At 67.2% G+C, this 17850-nt stretch carries 10 protein-coding genes; 1 reads left to right on the top strand and 9 read right to left on the bottom strand.

Translation table 11 applies throughout. The features are described 5' to 3' along the window. From AC2VOG_RS10960 to AC2VOG_RS10950, 3 genes are all read right to left on the bottom strand, one after another. The coding region (locus tag AC2VOG_RS10960; RefSeq protein ID WP_486939919.1) for an alpha/beta hydrolase at positions 1–374 on the bottom strand (374 nt) is incomplete at its 3' end. A 27-nt stretch (positions 375–401) separates the two neighbouring features. Beyond that, positions 402–1268 carry a class I SAM-dependent methyltransferase gene (locus AC2VOG_RS10955; protein ID WP_486939918.1) on the bottom strand — a complete coding sequence of 289 codons (867 nt, stop codon included), beginning with the start codon at positions 1266–1268 and terminating at the stop codon, positions 402–404. Between the two features lie 93 nt (positions 1269–1361). Then, positions 1362–3113, bottom strand: a complete 1752-nt coding sequence (locus AC2VOG_RS10950) for an AMP-binding protein (protein WP_486939917.1) — start codon at positions 3111–3113, stop codon at positions 1362–1364. A gap of 277 nt (positions 3114–3390) precedes the next feature. Here AC2VOG_RS10950 and AC2VOG_RS10945 point away from each other — a divergent pair, with 277 nt between their 5' ends. Then, on the top strand, positions 3391–4221 hold the full coding sequence (locus AC2VOG_RS10945) for a class I SAM-dependent methyltransferase (protein WP_486939920.1): 831 nt from the start codon (positions 3391–3393) through the stop codon (positions 4219–4221). Here the strand turns inward: AC2VOG_RS10945 and AC2VOG_RS10940 are convergent. From AC2VOG_RS10940 to AC2VOG_RS10915, 6 genes are all read right to left on the bottom strand, one after another. Beyond that, positions 4214–5473 carry a phthiocerol/phthiodiolone dimycocerosyl transferase family protein gene (locus AC2VOG_RS10940; RefSeq protein WP_486939916.1) on the bottom strand — a complete coding sequence of 420 codons (1260 nt, stop codon included), beginning with the start codon at positions 5471–5473 and terminating at the stop codon, positions 4214–4216. The genes AC2VOG_RS10945 and AC2VOG_RS10940 overlap by 8 nt on opposite strands. A 36-nt stretch (positions 5474–5509) precedes the next feature. After that, positions 5510–6373, bottom strand: coding sequence for an ABC transporter permease (locus tag AC2VOG_RS10935; protein ID WP_486939915.1), 864 nt, complete (start codon positions 6371–6373; stop codon positions 5510–5512). Further along, entirely contained in the window at positions 6370–7164 is a 795-nt protein-coding gene (locus AC2VOG_RS10930; protein WP_486939914.1) for an ABC transporter permease, read from the bottom strand. The genes AC2VOG_RS10935 and AC2VOG_RS10930 overlap by 4 nt, the downstream gene beginning before the upstream one ends. A gap of 52 nt (positions 7165–7216) precedes the next feature. Then, positions 7217–8206: an ATP-binding cassette domain-containing protein gene (locus AC2VOG_RS10925; RefSeq protein ID WP_486939913.1), complete on the bottom strand. Its 990-nt coding sequence runs from the start codon at positions 8204–8206 to the stop codon at positions 7217–7219. Between the two features lie 18 nt (positions 8207–8224). Then, positions 8225–12652: a type I polyketide synthase gene (locus AC2VOG_RS10920; protein WP_486939912.1), complete on the bottom strand. Its 4428-nt coding sequence runs from the start codon at positions 12650–12652 to the stop codon at positions 8225–8227. Next, positions 12649–17850, bottom strand: a 5202-nt coding sequence (locus AC2VOG_RS10915; RefSeq protein ID WP_486939911.1) for a type I polyketide synthase, incomplete at its 5' end; no start/stop codon positions are given. The genes AC2VOG_RS10915 and AC2VOG_RS10920, both read right to left, overlap by 4 nt.

Below are 17850 nucleotides of genomic sequence, written 5' to 3'. Positions count from 1 at the left end.
GCGGACCCGAAGTTGCCGTGCGGCGGCGTCGACGCCATCAACACCCCCGCGGGAGCAGCACGGGTTTCCAGATACTTCTGGACGACGATGCCGCCCTGGGAGTGGCCGATCACCACCGGCCTGGTGGGCAGACCGGCGGCCACCGACTCGACATCCTCGACACAATCGGCGAGCGAGCACGCCCACAGCGGCTTGACGGTCGGGCTACCGCCATGGCCGCGAAGGCTCACCGCCAGGGCGTGATAACCCTTGCCCGCGAAATAGCCGAGGAAATGTTCCTCCCAGCACCATGCCGCGTGCCAGGCCCCATGAACGAAAAGCAGTGGCGCGGGATGCGATGTGCTGCGGCATCCCTTTTCGATCACCTCGAGCATGGCGGGCTCAGTGCGAAAGCGCGGCTGTCACACCCGGCGCAGCTGGATGCGGTAGAGGTTCGCGTGTCCGAGCTCGAATTGCCGTATCGAGGCTTCCAGGTACGCCTCATACACCGCCACCTTCTCCGGACCGGTGATCTCGGCAGCCGCCGCGCTGTTCGCCCGAAGTTCGTCGAGCCAGGCCGAACAGGTACGCGCGTAATGCTGGCGATGATTGACGACGTATTGAACTTCGAAGAGCTTCTCGGCGGCCTGCATGATTTCAGCCAGCCGGGGCGGATCAGACTCGGGAAAGATGTGCTCCATGATGAACAGCGTCTCTTTGAGACCCTGCTCATCGAGCTTGACGTGCCCCTTGCCGATCGTCTGCAGCGCAAAACCCGCGCCGGGTTTGAGCGAGTCGTGGCACTTTTGGAAAAACCGGCGATACCCGGCGACCTTCTGAGACCGATCCCACCCGAATTTCACGAAGTGCTCCATGGCCCCGATGCTGATCGCCGCATCATAGGGCTCGTCGGCGACGAAGTCCGCCCAATCCTGGACCCGCACCTGCAGGCGAGGATCGCCCAGTTCTTCCGCGTAGCGGGCTTGCGCCTCGCTCAGGGTCAGCCCCGTGACGTGCTCGGCGCCGTGCTCGGCCACCAGCCGTCGCATCGTCGATCCCCAACCGCAGCCGATGTCGAGTACCCGGTGCCCGCTGCTGACGCCGGCCAGCGCGGCCAGGCGGTCGATCTTGCGGGCCTGTGCCGCGGCCAGGCTGTCGTCGTGGCCCTGCCACAGCGCGCACGAATACGTCATGGACTCGTCGAGCCAGAGCGAGTAGAAAGCGTTGCCCACGTCGTAATGGTGCTGAATGGATTCAGCCGAGGCCCCACGTTCGCTTACCGATGTCATTGTTGCTACTCCACCCCTATCCCTGTTGATCCCTGTTGGGTATTTCCCACCCGAATCCCGGCGCCGGTCAGCTCATCACGCACCGGCGCGCTCTCACGCGGAGACGTCCAGCCTGTCGAACTCGTCCTGCCGGTAGCGCTCGGCGCACGCCGAGCGACGGACCTTGCCGCTGGTGGTGATCGGGATAGAGCCCGGCGCCACCACAACCAGGTCGGCCACCCGCAGCCCGTGCGACCGGGAGACCGCCACCGCCACGTCCCGCTTGACCGTGTCCAGGCTCTCGCGCACCTCCGCCTCGGAGCTACCACGCTGCTTGGACTCGATGACCACCACCAGTTGCTCCCGGCCCTCGTCGGCGACGGCGATCGCGGCGGCCCGGCTGCGGGTGATGTCCTGGATCGTTGCCTCGATGTCGTCAGGGTAATGGTTGCGCCCGTCGACGATCAGCATGTCTTTGATCCGGCCGATGATGAACAGCTCGCCGTCGGAGATCACCCCGACGTCTCCGGTGCGCAGCCACGGCCCGCGCGGCGTCTCAGGCGACGGTTCGACCAGCTCACCGCCGAAGGTCCGCTCGGACAATTCCGGGTTTTTCCAGTAGCCGGCGGCGACGTTGTCGCCGTGCACCCAGATCTCGCCGACCTTTCCGGCCGGGTTCTCCACACAGGTCTGCGGGTCGACGACACGCACGGTGCAGGCTCGCGGTGTGCCATGGCTGACCAGCTCGGAACCGGGCACCTCGTCGCCGCAGCGCTGCGCGTGGCCGGCCGAGAGCTTCTCGTAGTCGAAACGGACCCGTGGCGCGGGCCGGCCGGGGTTGGACGTCGTCACGTACACGGTGGCCTCGGCCAGTCCGTACGCCGCCCGTAACGACTTCTCGGACAGGTTGAATCGGGAGAACCGGTCCAGGAAACGTTTCACCGTGGGTGCGTGCACCCGTTCGGCGCCGTTGATAAAGCTGTGCACGTGGCCCAGGTCGAGGCCGGCCATGTCGTCGTCGGAGGTGCGCCGCGCCGTCAGCTCATAGGCGAAGTTCGGCGCCGGAGTCACGGTAGCGGTGTGGCTGGCCACCAGGCGCATCCACCGGGCGGGCTTCTGCAGGAAGGCCACCGGGTCCATCAGCACCGACTGCAGACCGAATCTGACCGGGATGAAGATGCCGAACATCAGGCCCATGTCGTGATAGAACGGCAGCCACGACACCAGGGTGGAATCGCGGGGCGGAATCCCGCCCTGGGGTTCGAAATAGTCGGCCATGATCTGCTCGAGGTTGACCATCATGTTGCGCTGTGTCACCGCCACGCCCGCGGGCGCGCGGGTCGACCCGGAGGTGTACTGCAGCAGGACCGTGGCACTCGGCGGCCGGTCGGCGGGCGGTGCGGTCTGTGGTGAGTAAAAGTCGAGCGCGTCGATCTCGATCACCGTCGGAGTCGAGCCGGGTAAGCCGTTGACGCACGAGACGACGCCGTCGGCGACCGCCGATGTGGTCAACACTGCCACCGGGGCACTGTCGGTCAGCGCCGTGACGACCCGCTCGTCGTGGACGCCGAGCATCGGCACCGAGAGCGGGACCACGACGAAACCGGCCCAGATGGCGCCGAGCACCCCGACCACGTAGTCCAGGCCCTGCGGAGCGCAGATCGCCACCCGGTCACCCGGCGATCCGCACGACGCCAACGCGTCGGCGACCGCCTGCGCGCCCTGCTGCGCGCGCGCCCACGTCAACACCTTGGGATGCCCGGCCGGGTCGACCTGGTAGTCGACGAAGGTGAACAAGGGTGCATCCGGCTGCTGGCGGGCCCAGTCCGCCAGCCAACCCGACAACGACAATTCCATTGCTGACATAGGTGTTTCTCCCATTGCGATCTTGACGGCAGGGCGACAGTGCAGATGCCGCGACAGCGATGTCGGGCACTTCGTGGATCCCAGGCGCTTTGTCACGTCTCAGGTGAGCGCAGGGCTCCTGCGCCCACTCACCCCATAATGCACGAAGAACAGATACCTCGTCGCGGTGGTTGGCAAACACCAGCAGGTCGCCGCGGGCAGTCTCAGCAAACCCAAAGCGGGCGTACAGCGACCGCCCTGGTTCGCGGTGCCCGCCGACGCGTTAGCGTGGGGAGTCGTGGCCGACAAAGTTTCCGTCAATCTCAGCGGTGCCGCGCAGACCATGCTGGCGACGTTGTACCTCAAGGCACAAGACAGCGATTTCGAACGGCCGGTGTTAGCCGACCGCTACGCGAAGCAGGTGGTCGACCGCCTCGACTATGACTTCGCCGAAATAGGCATTACCGCCAAATGGGCGCCGCTGATTACCGTGCGCACCGCCCAGTACGACATCTGGGCGCGCCAATTCCTCGCCGTGCACCCGCACTGCACTGTGGTGCATCTGGGCTGCGGTTTGGACAGCCGGGTATTCCGGTTGGATCCGGGCCCGGACGTGGAATGGTACGACGTCGACTACCCGGAAGTTATTGCACTGCGCGCCAAAGTCTATCCGTCCCGACCCGGATATCATCTGATCGCAGCGTCGGCAACCGATCCATCCTTATTCGACCGCTTTCGCGTCGACCGCCCTATTCTGCTGATCGCCGAAGGGATCAGCATGTACCTGAGCCAAGGCGATGGCATCGCGCTGCTGCGCCGCGTCGTCGACCGTTTCGAATCCGGTGAGTTGCAGATCGACTTCTACAGCCGGCTGGGAATCAGGTCGCAAAAGGCCCACACGTTGGTGCGACGGACCGGGTCGACGCTGCACTGGGGCGTCAACAGTCCGCAACAGATCCTCAGTCACGTCCCCGGGGCCCGATTGCTGATCGCCACAACGTTGTTCGACGCAAGCACGTTTCCCCAGGCAGCTGCCAGGTTCAGGTGGGCGGGCAGAGCGTTTCGGGTAGCCCCGCCGCTGCGCCAAATACTGCAATACCATCGCTACAGCTTCGGACGGGTCAGCTGACTCCGCTGGCGGCGTGCTGCTCGGCGATGACTCGAAGCAGCGAATGTATCGTCTCGATCGATTTCTCCGGCCGCGGCGCATGGGTGTGATACTCGATCACCAATTGCCCGGCAAAGATATTGCTCAGATACATGTCGATACCCGCGCTGACAGCAAAGAATAACTCGTCGTGGGTGGCAACGATTTCGACGTCCGGCGGTGTCCGCACCGGCGGCGCCATACCGCCGTCGGTCAGCATCACCAGGTCGGGCAAGCCGGGCAGATTTCCGACATATTGCGGACTGGAATGCAACAGCGACTGTTGCACCACCCCGTCGGCCAGATCCGCCCGGAAAGTTTCGGCGATATCGCGGGCAAGGTCCACCACATCGGTGGTGTCGTCGATTTCGGCGAGATAGGCAGCCACACCCAAGGGATTGGTGCACGCGGTCGCCGACAGCGGCGGCGAAAGGACATAGCGCAAATCGACCGGATAGACATAGGGCACCGGAATGTTCATCTTGCCCCGAAGACGCCATTCGGCCATTAAGAGAACCGCGGACAACAAGCCGTTGAGGCCAACCCGGTTCGCGCGACCGAACGCAATCAGATCCTGCGTTTCCCGCTCGCTGAGTTGGCAGCGCACCATCGGAACCCGCAACGGCGAGGCCGGTGTGACGCCACCGGCGGCCCGGCGGGACGGCGGCAGGTCGTAGGCGAACATCGCCGGCATGAACCGCTCCAGACCTGAGCGCTGCTGCTTGGGTATGCCTCGCTGGGCCAACACCGCTTCCAGCGATTCCGGGGCGGGGTGCACGGTGAGCGGCCCGATCCGGCCGTTGCAGACCAGGTCGGTGTAGTAGGAGAACATCTCCTCGACGAGCTTGAACTCGTGGTGACCGTCGGCTAGCGCGTGATGGACGTACAGCGTCGGCTGCGCGCCTTCGCCGCCGACGACCAACCGCAGATGGATCAGCGATTCGCTCTGGTTCAAGTGCACAGCCGGGCAGTCGCGCGCCGGATCGTCGGTCTCGATGACCTCGATTCCCGGGTGGAGCAGATCGTCGACCGCAATCTGATGCCGCCCGTCGTCGCCGCGTTCGAGGTGGCCACCCAAAACCGGGTGCGACTCCAGCAGCGCATCGAAGGCAGCCGAGAACGCGTCGGCATCGACCGCGCCCTTCAGATGCGCGCCGACGCCCACGAAACATTGTGTCTCGGCGAAGATTTCCTCGCTACGCGACAGCTTGCGGATCACCGACGATGAAAACATTTACCAACTCCATGACAATTCGCGGACACGGGGACGTCATCCCCGCATGCTGGCCCTTCGATACCCGATCGCCATCGGGACCGCGACGACAGCGGCGACGCCCACCGACCAGAGCAGCACTGCGGTGACCGGCGCCAGCACCGGACCGCCCAGCGACAACCCGCGCATCGCCTCGATGGAATAACTCATCGGCTGATGCGCCACGATGGGCTGGACCCAACGTGGGTACTGGTCAAGAGGCACGAAGCCGGTGGAAAAGAACATCAACAATCCCCAGACGACCTCGCTGGCTTCCACCACGATGGTGTTCGCCGCATACAGCGCCAAGGTGACGACGACCATAGTGAACGCCACCCCGAAAATAACGGGAACAAACAGCCACGCCGCTGTCGCCAGGATCCCCTGCCGGAACCGCAGGCCCAGCGCAATACCAGCGCACATGACGACCGCGGTGGTCGCCACGATGCGAACCGCATCGGCCATCAGGCGGGCCAGCAGACTCGAGGCACGGTGTACGGGAAGCACCCATAACCGGGGAAGCAAGCCGTTACTGCGTTCCCGCATCAGACCGATCCCGCCGACCATCGATCCGGACATCGCCCCGACCATCGCGATCAACGGGACACTGCCGTATAGCGCGTCGTGACCGGTAAGCCGCGAAATCGCGTCTCCCAACACGATATTCAAGGTGACCAACAACACCACCGGCATGGCCAGGGATTCCAGGACGGTCGCGCGATCGCGGCGCCACCGAACCAACAATCGCCCGGCCTGCACCCAGGTGTGCGACAACAGTCGCCGCGGTGAATTCTCCCGGGGATCACGTCCCACGTCCGGGCGTGGGTCGCCGAATCCGCTGGGCACCGGTGTTGCGGTGTGCTGCGAGACCGTCGACATCATCGCCGCTCCAGAGCCACGCGCGCGTGCAGCGGAACCACGATCAGCACCAGGACCGCCGCCCACGCCAGTGCCGGGCCGATCACCGCCCAGCGCACTGCACCGACCGCCGGCGTGCTATCGCCGGCCAGCACCCGCAGCGCGTAGATGAACTGGGATATCGGTTGATCGCGAACGAAGGGTTGGATCCAGGCCGGAAAACGTTCGGCGGGTTGCAGGCCGACGGACAACAGACCGAAGATCAGTTGCGGCAACAGCATCAGCGGGATGGTGGCCTCCGGATTGCGGTTCGCCGCCCCGATCAGGTCACCCAGCAGTGACAGGGCGACGCCGATCAACAGCACCAACAGGCAGAAACCCACGGTGTGCGCGGCGCCGCCGTAGAAGCGGAAACCGATGACGTGGCCGCATATCAACGCGAACCCGAACGCCGTGCAGCAGCGGTAGATGCTGGCCGACATGCGGGCGGCCAGCGGGGTCAGCGGGGCGATCGGCATGGCCCGGAATCGACGGTTGATGCCCAGCACCGAGTCGGTTGCCGACCGAAAAGCCGCCGACACGGCGGCGAACGAAATGGATTCCAGCGCGATCAGCGGCATCAGGTATTGCGCATAGCTGCTCATGCCCTGACTGAAGGCGCCCATCAGGTGCTTGAGTGGAATATAGAAGCCCACCGTGAACATCACCGACTGCGCGACTTGGGTGAGCACCTCCCCATTGCGCAGCGTCGGCGTGATCATGCGAACCGTCAACACCCACCACTGCTGCAGCGTGGACGTCGGCGGCCGGGCCACTGCTGCAGACCGCTGCCGCTCGATAGGGATTACCACGACGCACCGAATGTCATCAGGACCCACCACTGACGTCAGCGGTGGACAGGTCGCGGATGCCCTTGTTCGTCAGCGCGAGGAACACCTCGTCGAGCGAAGGCCGCCGCAGGGCGATGTCGAGCAGTTCGATGTTCGCCGCATCCAATTGCGACAGCGCCCGGGCGAGGGTTTTCGGGCCGTCTGGGGCGGGCAGGGCGATGCGGTCGGATGCCGTCGTCAACGCCGCGCGATTGCGCTCCGGCAGCAGCGAACCGAGTGCTTGCGCCATGGCGGGCAGATCCGCGGCGTGCCGCGGCACGATTTCACAGTACGTCGCGCCGGTCCGCTCCTTGAGTTCGTCGGCCGTGCCCTCGGCGATGATCGTCCCGTGATCGATCACGATGATGCGATCACTGAGCGCATCAGCCTCCTCGAGGTACTGCGTCGTCAACAACACCGCGATGCCGGCCTCTTTGAAGTCCGACACCAGTTCCCAAATGCTTTGCCGGCTACGCGGATCCAGCCCGGTCGTGGGCTCGTCCAGGAATACCACCTCCGGGCGCACCACCAAACCGCAGGCGATGTCGATGCGTCGGCGCATGCCGCCGGAGTAGGTACTGACGCTGCGGTCCGCGGCGTCGACCAGATCGAACTGATCGAGAAGTTCGGTGGCCCGTGCTTGCGCGCGAGACTTTTTCAGCCCTTGCAGACGACCGAACATCACCAGATTTTCCCGGCCGGTCAGCATGTCGTCGAGGGCGACGTGCTGACCGGTGAGCATCAGCGACCGCCGTACCCCCGCCGGGTCGGAGGCCACGTCGTGGCCGGCGACCTCTGCATAGCCGGAATCCGGACGCGACAGTGTCGAAAGGATATCGACCATCGTGGTCTTGCCGGCGCCGTTGGGCCCGAGCAACCCGAGCACCTCGCCGCGGCCGACCTTGAAGCTGATGTCGGCCAACGCCACCACGGAACCGAACGTTTTTCTGACCCCGTTGACAATGACCGCATCATTGGTGCTTGTCATCGGCTTCTCCTATGCGTCCTATGCGGTGTCGTTGGATGACAAGTCCACCAGGGTCATTTCGTCGCTGCCCGCGTCGATTTCGTCTTCGATGATCGCTTCCCGAGTCAGATCCATCACCGCGTGGCTGAATGCGTCGGCGAACCCTTGGACCGTCGCGGACTCGATCTTGCGCGTGTCATACCACCAATCCAGGTGGATCAAACCGCCGCTGCGGTAAACCCGAAGCTCACATGGGTGGCCAAGTCCGGGAATGGCCTCGCGCACCGGCATGGCGGTGTCGGTGTCGAGTTGCACCGCAGCGTCGTCCGAGGACACCGCCGGCAGGTCGGGAATGGCGCCGACATAGGAGAAGAAGATGTCGGCGGGCGCGGCGGCGCCGAGCAGCCGCGCGGTGGGCGCGTAGAGGTAGCGCAGCAACCCGTACCCGATTCCGTAGTGCGGAACCGCGCTCAGCGTGTCGTGCACCTGCGCCAACAGAGCTCGGGCGCCGACGTCGCCGCCCGTCGCGCAGTTCAATGCGACGGGATACAGGGTGTTGAACCAACCGACGGTGCGTCGCAGGTCAACCTCGGGTTTGAGCACCGAACGGCCGGGCCCGGTGAGGTCGACGCAGATGGCCGCGTCGCCGGTTGTCACCGCAACCGCGCGGCTCAGTGCGGCCAGCAGCAGCTCCTCGATCGGCAACCGGAGCCGGCGCCGCGCGTCGTCGATCTCGGTGGTGTCCGAGGCCGGCAACGTCGACGACAATTTCGCGAGATCGTCCACACTTGGCGGTGTGACGATGTCGGTGACATCGGCGTCGGCACGCGCGCTGATCGCCTGCGCGGTCTGCAGCCAGAAGTCCCGGCTTTCGATGACCGCGGGATGGCTGGCCAGTGCGGCGCAGCGCTGGGACCACTCGGCCCACGGCGTGGTAACCGGTTGCAGCGCAATCTCTTCGCCGGCCAACCGTTGCCCGAACGCGGTGAAGATGTCGGTGAACAGGATATCGCGTGAGGCGTTGTCGGCGACCATGCCGTGCAGGCTGATCGCGAGGTAGCACGGGCCGTCCGGCTGGCCGTGGATGTAGCTGGCCGTCAGCGGTGGGCTGGCCAGATCCTGTTCGCTGATCTGCTCTTTGAGCATGCCGAGCACCGCGTCGCGCTCCTGCGGACTGTCCGCGGGTATCCCCGCCGGCAGCGACCGGGTGGCCAGCTCGGCGAACTCCTGCGGGTCGGCCACGCTCTGCTCCCAGGTGCCAGCGCGCTCGGCGAGGCGCAGGCGCAGCGCATCGTGCTGGTTGGTGACGGCGGTGAGCACCGCACGAACGTCGTCGACGCTCACCTCGGGGCGAAGTTGCAGCATCAGCGGCACCCGCCACTGCCCGCGCTGGGCAACACCGCGCTCGACGAAGTAGGCGATGTTGGGCGGCACCGGGGGGTGCACGACGTCACCGGGAGACTGGCGGACCAGCCCGCCGACCGCGTACCGGGCGGTCAGAGCCTTGGCCAGGGAGGCCACGGTCTGGTTTTCGTACAGGTCCTGCGGTGTGAGGTCCAGTCCTTCGTTGGCGGCGGTCATTGCGACGCTGATCGCGACCAGCGAATCGCCACCCAGTTCGAAGAAGTTGGCGGTCCGCGTGACCGAGGCGGCGCCGAGACACTGCGCCCAAATACGTTGCAACGTCGCTTCCATCGGCGAGGTGCCGTTGGTGCCGGCACCGGTCGCCGCAGCGGTCGCCGCCGAACTCGCCTGCCCGTCGGCTGCCACGGTGTCAGCCACCCAGCCGCCGCGCCGGTGCTCGACCCAATGCCGTTGCCGCTGGAAGGGATAGCCCGGAAGCGAGACCAACTGTCCGCGCTGGGTAGACCGCAGCGGGGTCCAGTCGACGTCCACTCCTGCCGACCACAGTTGACCGAGAGCCAGCAGGAAACTATCCCGGTCGTCGCGGTTCTGCGCGTGGTGGCGCATCAACCGAACCGCCCGGTGACCGCTCGACCACTTGGGGTGGCGCGTCGCCGACGCGGTCAGCGTGCCGCCGGGGCCGACCTCGACCAGGACGCGATGCGGATCGGCCAGCAACACGTCGACTTCGTCGGCGAAGCGCACCGTGGACCGCACCTGGCGCGCCCAGGTGGCCGGGTTGGTCGCGTCGCCGGGGGCCAGCCAGGTTCCGGTGACGTTGGACAGCAACGGGATACTGGGCTCGCGCAGCGTCTGGCGGGCCAGGAACCCGGTGAACTCCGGGATCATCGAGTCCATCAATCGCGAGTGGAATGCATGCGAGGTGCGGACCCGCCGGGCGACGATGCCGTGCTCTTTCAAGCGGTCGCTGAACGCGCGAATGTGTTCCTCGGAGCCGGCGACCACGCAACCGCCCGGTTCGTTGACGGCGGCAATGTCGACATCGGCCGTGAGGTGTTCGGCGAGCGCGTCCGGGCCCAACGCCACCGCGACCATCACCCCGCGCGGCGCGGTGTGCATCAGGCGTGCCCGCATCGACACCACCTTGATGGCCGTCTCGATGTCGAAGACGCCGGCAATGGTGCCCGCGACGTATTCGCCGATGCTGTGTCCGGCCAGGGCGGCCGGACGAACGCCGTAGGTCTCGATCAGCTTCGCCAGCGCGTATTCCACGGTGAACAACGCCGGTTGGGTCCGGTCGGTGCGCTCCAGATTGCGTGCGGTGCCGTCGAAGATCTCGGCGCGCAGGTCGACGCCCAACTCGTCGCCGAACCCCGCGGCGCACTCGTCGAAGTGCCGGGCGAACACCGGCTCGGAGTCGTACAGGCCGCGCGCCATGCCGATGTGCTGAGCGCCCTGACCCGGAAACAGGAAGACGACCCGTTCGGCGTTGTCGGCGACATTGGGCACCGATTCGCCGATGAACACGTTTTCGTGCTCGTCGGCGGCCAGCACCGTCGCCGCGTCCTGACGATCGTGGACGACCGCCGCCATCCGCAGCGTGTCTTTCCTGCGCCGCCCGAGGGTGTAGGCGACGTCGGGCAGGCCGACGTCCTGGGTACCCGACAGCTCGGCGGCAAGGTCGGAACGTGAGTGCGCCAGCGCCTCGGCGCTGCGGGCCGACAACAGCAGCACCTGCGGGCCCGGATGCGGCGTAGCGACCGGCGCCGGCGGCGCCTCTTCGAGCACCACGTGCGCATTGGTGCCACCGACACCGAACGAGCTCACCCCGGCCCGTCGAGGGCCGTCGGACTCCCACGGCCCGTACTCGCTGCGCACGACGAAGGGCCCGGAATCCAGATGCAGTTCCGGATTGGGGCTGGTGTAGTGCAGCGTCGCCGGCAGGGCTTTGTGCTGCAGGCACAGAATCGCCTTGATCAGGCTGGCGATCCCCGCCGCGGACTCCAGGTGACCGATGTTGGACTTGACCGAGCCGATGAAACAGGGGCCCTGCCGGGTCTCTTCGGACACCGCGAACGCTTTTCGCAGGCCCTCGATTTCGATCGGGTCACCCAGCGGCGTACCGGTGCCGTGCGTCTCGACGTAGCTCACCGTCGAGGCGTCGACTTCGGCGATGGCCTGCGCCTCGGCGATGACGTCGGCCTGTCCGGCGGCGTTGGGGGCGGCGAAGGTCATCTTCGTCGATCCGTCGTTGTTCAGCGCCGATCCCCGGATCACGGCGTGGATACGGTCGCCGTCGTCGATGGCGTCCTGCAACGCCTTGAGCACCACCACGCCGACGCCGCTGCCGAAGATCGTGCCGTCCGAGCGTGCGTCGAACGGTCGGCAGTGGCCGGTGGGCGACACCATCGAGCCCGGGTTGTACCAGTACCCGACGTGGTGCGGGATGCGCAGCGACGCGCCGCCGGCCAACGCCATGTCGCATTCACCGTTCAGAATGCTCTGGCAGGCCAGGTGCACCGCGACCAACGCCGACGAGCAGGCCGTCTGGACCGACAGCGCGGGGCCGCGCAGGTTGAACTGGTGGGCGACCTTGGTGGCCAGGTAATCCTTGTCGTTCTGCAACGACAGATTGACCATCTCGAACGTGACACCCTGGCCGATGATCGCGTTCGGGTCGTGGTTGGACATGATGTTGTGCAACAGGTAGCCGCTGGTCGTGCTGGTCGCGTACACCCCAACCGTGCTCTGAAGGTGCGCCGGGTCGTAGCCGGCGTCTTCGAGTGCATGCCAGGCCGACTGCAGGAACAGCCGGTGCTGCGGATCGGTCATCCGCGCGGCTTGCGGGGTATAGCCGAAGAAGTCGGCGTCGAAGTCGGCGATCCCGTCCAGCAGCGCCGCGCGCCGCACGTAGGCGGGGTTGCCCAGCGCCTTGTCGCTGATGCCGGCGGCCTGCAGGTCTGCCTCGGACAGGTCGACGATCGATTCCACACCGTCGCGCAGGTTGTTCCAGAACGCCGACACGGAGTTGGCGCCCGGAAGCCGGGCCGCCATCCCGACCACCGCAATCGAGTGGGCCGGCAGTTCGCTGCTGGTGCTCACGCTCGGTCTCCTACCTTTCGCCGCGCCGCGGCTCGTTGCCGCGCGGCGGCTCGTTGCTTGGCTCGATCACCCACGCCGCCGGCGCTGTCGGGCTTCTCCTGCCCGTCGATGCCCAGTTGACGCATGAGATCGGTCGTCAGATCCGACAATGAGGCGCCCTGCAGTAGCAGGGCCACCGGCGGTTCGACACCGAAGTCACCGCGCACGGTGTTGCGGATCCTTACGGCCATCAACGAATCCATACCCAATTCGATCAACGGCTTATCGGTGTCGATGGTGCTGTGTTTCGGATAGCCCATCACGGCCAAAATACGTCCACCCAGCCGTGCGCACACCAGCCGGCTGGCTTCGGACGGGTCCAACTCGCGCAGCGCGTCCGGACCGGCCCAGTCGTCGTCGTCGCTGTCGATGTCCAATTCCTCGGCCAGCGCGGCGAAGTAGCCGAGCTGCTGAATTTCGGGGAAAGCAGCCGCCGCGCGATCCAACCGCAGCCGCGCGACACCCGCCCGTGCGACGTCGCCGGCCAGGATGGATTCCAGCGCCTCGATGCCTTCGGCCGGGGCGATCGGGTCCAGTGCGCTGAACGTCAACGAGCGCGCGACACCGATGTCGGCCCACTGGCCCCAGTTGATCGTGGTGGCCGGCAACCCCGCTGCCCGACGCCAGTCGACCAGCCCGTCGAGCCAGGCACTGGCAGCGGCGTAGGCGCCCTGCCCCGGCGATCCCAGCAGCGACGACGTCGAGGAGAACCCGACCCACCAGTCCAGCTCGCGGTCGGCGGTGGCGGTGGCCGCGTGCAGCCGCAGGGCACCTTCTGCCTTCGGGGCCCAGACCCGTTCCAGGCTCTCCCGGTCGAGCGCGGCGACGATCTGATCGTCGAGCACGACGGCGCTGTGCACGACGCCGCGCAGCCGCATACCGGTCTCCTCGGCGACGCTCACCAGCCGCTCGGCGACCCCGGGTGCGCAGATGTCGCCAGGCAGCACGACGATCTGCGCGCGCGCTTGGAGTTCCTCGAGCACCGCGCGGGCCTCCTCGGACGGCTCGGACCGGCCGTTGAGGATGACCCGTGCCGCGCCGTTGTCGACGAGCCAGCGGGTCACCGCCAGACCGATGCCGCCCAGGCCGCCGGTGAGGATGTAGGCGCCGTCGCGGCGCACCACCGGGTCGAGCTTGGCTGCGCCGATCTCCGCCCGGCACAGCCGTTCGACATAGCGCTGCTCGCCACGCCAGGCGACCAGGTCATCGCTGCCGGCCAGGCCCAACTCGACGATCAACGGGGTCACGCTGTCGTCGGGCAAGTCCACCAACGAGGTGCGCAGATCGGGGTGCTCGTAAGCCAGCACCCGGATCAGTCCCCGCAGCGCACCGATCGACGGGTCGCCTTGCTCACCGGGGATGACCGCCAGGCCGTTACGCGACACCAGCCACAGTCGCGGCGCTTTTCCGTGCCAACCGCTCATGACCGCACGCACCGTCGCCGCGACGCCCCAGGTCAGCTCCCGGCCTTTGCGTGCGCCGTCGAGGTCGGTGCCGTCGAACGAGTGCCGCCCGGCGACGATGATCACGCCCACCGGCGGCAGCTGCGGGTCGGCCGCGGTCGTCGCGAACGCCTCGCGCACCGCGGATTCCTGGGCGAGATCGGCGCGCAGCACCCGTCGGGTCGGCGAGCTGAATTGGCGCAGGAATTCCTCGGCGATCGGCTCGGCCTCGGCGCCGTCGGTCAGCACCAACCAACTGCCGTCGGGCGCCGACGACGCCGCTGCAGCCGGGGTCGGGACCCAGGTGGTGCCGAAGATCTTCTGCGTCAACGGCATCGGCACGGTACGACGCTGCACGCGCTGCAGATAGATCCCGGCGATCTCGGCGGTCGGGGTGCCGGCGTCGTCCATCAGCACGACGCGGCCCACAATGCCGGCGCCGTCGGTTCCCGGATCGACCAACTCGGCGCGGCACCGGGCCCGCCGCCCGACGTCGCCGAAAACCCGGATCGTCTCGAACGACACCGGCAAGAAGGTGGCCTCGCTGGAATCGGCCAGCGACTCGGCGGACAACGCGGCAGCCAGTCCCTGTAGCGCCGCATCGAGCAGCACCGGATGCAGGCGGTAACTCCGATGCGCGGTGGCCTCGTCGGGCAGCACGATGTCGGTTTCCGACGAACCGCCCGGCGTGCGCACGATCCGGGTGAGTGCGGCAAACGCCGGACCATGATGCAATCCGGTGTTGCGCAACGCGGAGTAGAAGTCCGCCGGTGCCACGGCGGTGCCGGTCTCGGCTCGGGCGGGCTGCCCGGTCGGCGTCGTGGCCGCTACCACCTCGACCCGCGCAACCGCATGCCGAGACCAGTTGCCGGTGGCCGAGCGCGAATGAATCTCGACGCGAATGTCATCGGCGGCAGCGTTGGCGCTCTGGGTGGCGCTCCGGGTCAAATGGGTTGTCAACTGGGTGTTTTCCGCCAGCGGGAGCATCTGTTCGACCTCGAGGCGACGCACGGCAATGGATTGCGCGGGCACGCCGAGCGCCTCGCAGGCCGCCGCGAGCGCTATCTCGGCGAAACCGGTTGCCGGCATGACCGGCTGGCCGTGCACCTTGTGGTCGGCCAGCCAGGGGTTGAGTTCGGTGCCTACGTCGGCCTGCCAGACGTGGTCGCGGCCCGACGGCAGTTCGACGTGCGTCCCCAGCAATGGATGGGCGGTGGCGGCATGCCGATTGGCCGATGAGGCGGCGGCCCAGTACCGGGTGTGCAGCCACGGCGTCGGTGGGAGATCCACCAGGCGTTGTGCGCCGTCGCCGTGCTCGGCCGCGAGGGGCGGCCGGGCCGTGGCCAGCTGAGTGTGGAACGTCACCGTTTCCGGGTTGTCCCGGGTCAACGTCGCCGCCACCACGGCGTCATGGCGGGATTGGACCGACTCCAGGCTGCCGGCGATGGCGTGGCTGAGCAGCGGGTGCGGGCTGACCTCGACGAAGGTGGCGTGCTGTTCGGCAGCCTTCGCGACGGCCTGACTGAACCGCACCGGGTTGCGCAGATTGGCCACCCAGTAGTCGGCGTCGAACGCGGCATCGCCGTGCCCACCGACGGTGCTGATCAACGGGATTGTCGGCGTCTTGGGCACCAGATCCGTCAGCGCATCGCGCAGCTCGGCCAGGATGGGGTCGACCGTGGGGTGATGCGACGCCACGTCCACGTCGATGCGCCGCGCCAACCGGCCTTGCCCGTCGACGATTGCGACCACCGCGTCGACCTGGTCGGGCGGCCCGGCGATCACCGTCTGGACCGGGGCGGCGTATACCGCCACGGTGAGGTCTGGGTACTGGGCGATCAGTTTCTCCACGGCGGCAGCCTCGAGCTCCAGCAACGCCATCGCGCCCTGCCCGGATATCCTCGCCATCAACCGCGACCGGGTCGCGATGACCTTCAGCCCGTCGGCCGGGCTCAGCGCCCCGGCCACCACCGCGGCGGTCACCTCCCCCATCGAATGCCCGATCACGGCGTCCGGATGCACCCCGTAGGAGCGCCACAACGCCGTCAATGCCAATTGCATACCGACCAGCACCGGCTGGATACGCTCGATTCCCACCACAGGTTGACCGGCGAGCAGCACATCGCGCAGCGAAAACCCCACCTGGGCGACAAAATCCGGCTCGAGCTCGGCCACCGCCGCCGCGAACGCCGGCTCGTCGACCAGCAGCTGCCGGCCCATGCCCGCCCACTGCGAACCCTGACCCGAGTAGCAAAACACCGTGCCCTCACCGCGGGGCGTGGCACGCGGGGCGACAACGCCGGGCGCCGGCTGCCCGGCGGCCAGCGCACGCAACCCGGCCGCCGCCTCGACGCGGTCGCGGGCGGACACCGTGGCGAATCGGTGCTGGCGGCCGCGGTGCTGATTCAGCGTGTGGGCGATGTCGCGCATCGGCACGGCCGCGCCGTCGTTGTCGATCCAGTCGGCCAACGTCGTCGCCCACGCCGCTATCCGCTGGTCGGTCTTGCCGGCGATCACCAAAGTCGTCACCGGCGCATCGCCGTCGGACGCCGGCGTGGGATCGGGGCCCTGCTCGATCACCACATGCGCGTTCGTCCCGCCCAGGCCGAACCCGGACACCGCAGCCCGGCGCGGCCCGTCGCCGGCCGGCCAGCCACTGAGCTCGGTGGGAACGAACAACCGTGTCGGTTTCGGGTCGATCGCTGGATTCCATTGAGCGAAGTCGACATTCGGCGGAATCTGGCCCCGCTGCACCGACAGCGCGGCCTTGATGAACCCGGCGACACCGGCGGCCGCCTCGAGATGGCCGAAGTTGGATTTCACCGCACCCAGCGCGCACGGACCGTCCCCGCGGCCGTAGACATCGGCCAGCGCCTCGAATTCGATCGGATCGCCCAGCGCGGTTCCGGTGCCGTGCGACTCGATGAAGTTCACCGAACCCGCGGTCACGTCAGCGCTGCGCAGCGCCCGGGTGATGACGTCTTGTTGGGCAATGGTGTTGGGGGCGGTCAGACCATTGGAGCGGCCATCCTGGTTGATCGCCGAACCCCGCACCACCGCCAGCACCCGGTCGCCGTCGCGGACCGCATCGGTGAGCCGCTTGAGCACCACGACACCGCCGCCCTCGCCGCGGACGAACCCGTCGGCGCGCGAGTCGAACGAGTAGCAGCGGCCGTTCGGAGACAGCATGCCCCACTTGGCCATCGCGATCTGGGTTTCCGGGCGCAGGATCAGGCTGACCCCGCCGGCCAGCGCCAGGTCGCTCTCCCGCAGCCGCAGGCTCTGGCAGGCCAGGTGGATCGTCACCAGCGACGACGAACACGCGGAGTCGATCGCCACCGCCGGACCGCGCAGCCCCAACAGATACGCGATCCGCCCGACCGCGACCGCGTGTGCGTTGCCGGTCGCGGAGTAGGCGTCGATGGTGTCGGGGTTGGCCGCCGAAATCGTCTGGTACTCGCCGTAATACACGCCCATCATGACGGCGCCGCGAATCCCGGGCAGCGTTTCCGGTGCGATCCCGGCGTGCTCGAGAGCCTCGAAGGCCACTTCCAGCATCAGTCGCTGCTGGGGGTCCATGGCGTCGGCCTCGCGCGGGGAAATGCCGAAGTAGTCGGCGTCGAAGCCGGCTATGTCGGGCAGGAAACCGCCCCACTTGCTCGACATCCGGCCGGGAGCGAACTGATCCGGGTCGTAATACTCGTCGGCGTCCCAGCG

The organism is Mycobacterium sp. TH-M11 (genome assembly GCF_057473725.1).
The sequence above is the reverse complement of the archived record's forward strand: the minus strand, read 5'-3'. Positions and strand labels throughout refer to the sequence as shown.

Coding starts and splice junctions, on each gene's coding strand:
- AC2VOG_RS10955 (WP_486939918.1), bottom strand. CDS start 1,268: ATGACATCGGTAAGCGAACGTGGGGCCTCGGCTGAATCCATTCAGCAC.
- AC2VOG_RS10950 (WP_486939917.1), bottom strand. CDS start 3,113: ATGTCAGCAATGGAATTGTCGTTGTCGGGTTGGCTGGCGGACTGGGCC.
- AC2VOG_RS10940 (WP_486939916.1), bottom strand. CDS start 5,473: ATGTTTTCATCGTCGGTGATCCGCAAGCTGTCGCGTAGCGAGGAAATC.
- AC2VOG_RS10935 (WP_486939915.1), bottom strand. CDS start 6,373: ATGATGTCGACGGTCTCGCAGCACACCGCAACACCGGTGCCCAGCGGA.
- AC2VOG_RS10925 (WP_486939913.1), bottom strand. CDS start 8,206: ATGACAAGCACCAATGATGCGGTCATTGTCAACGGGGTCAGAAAAACG.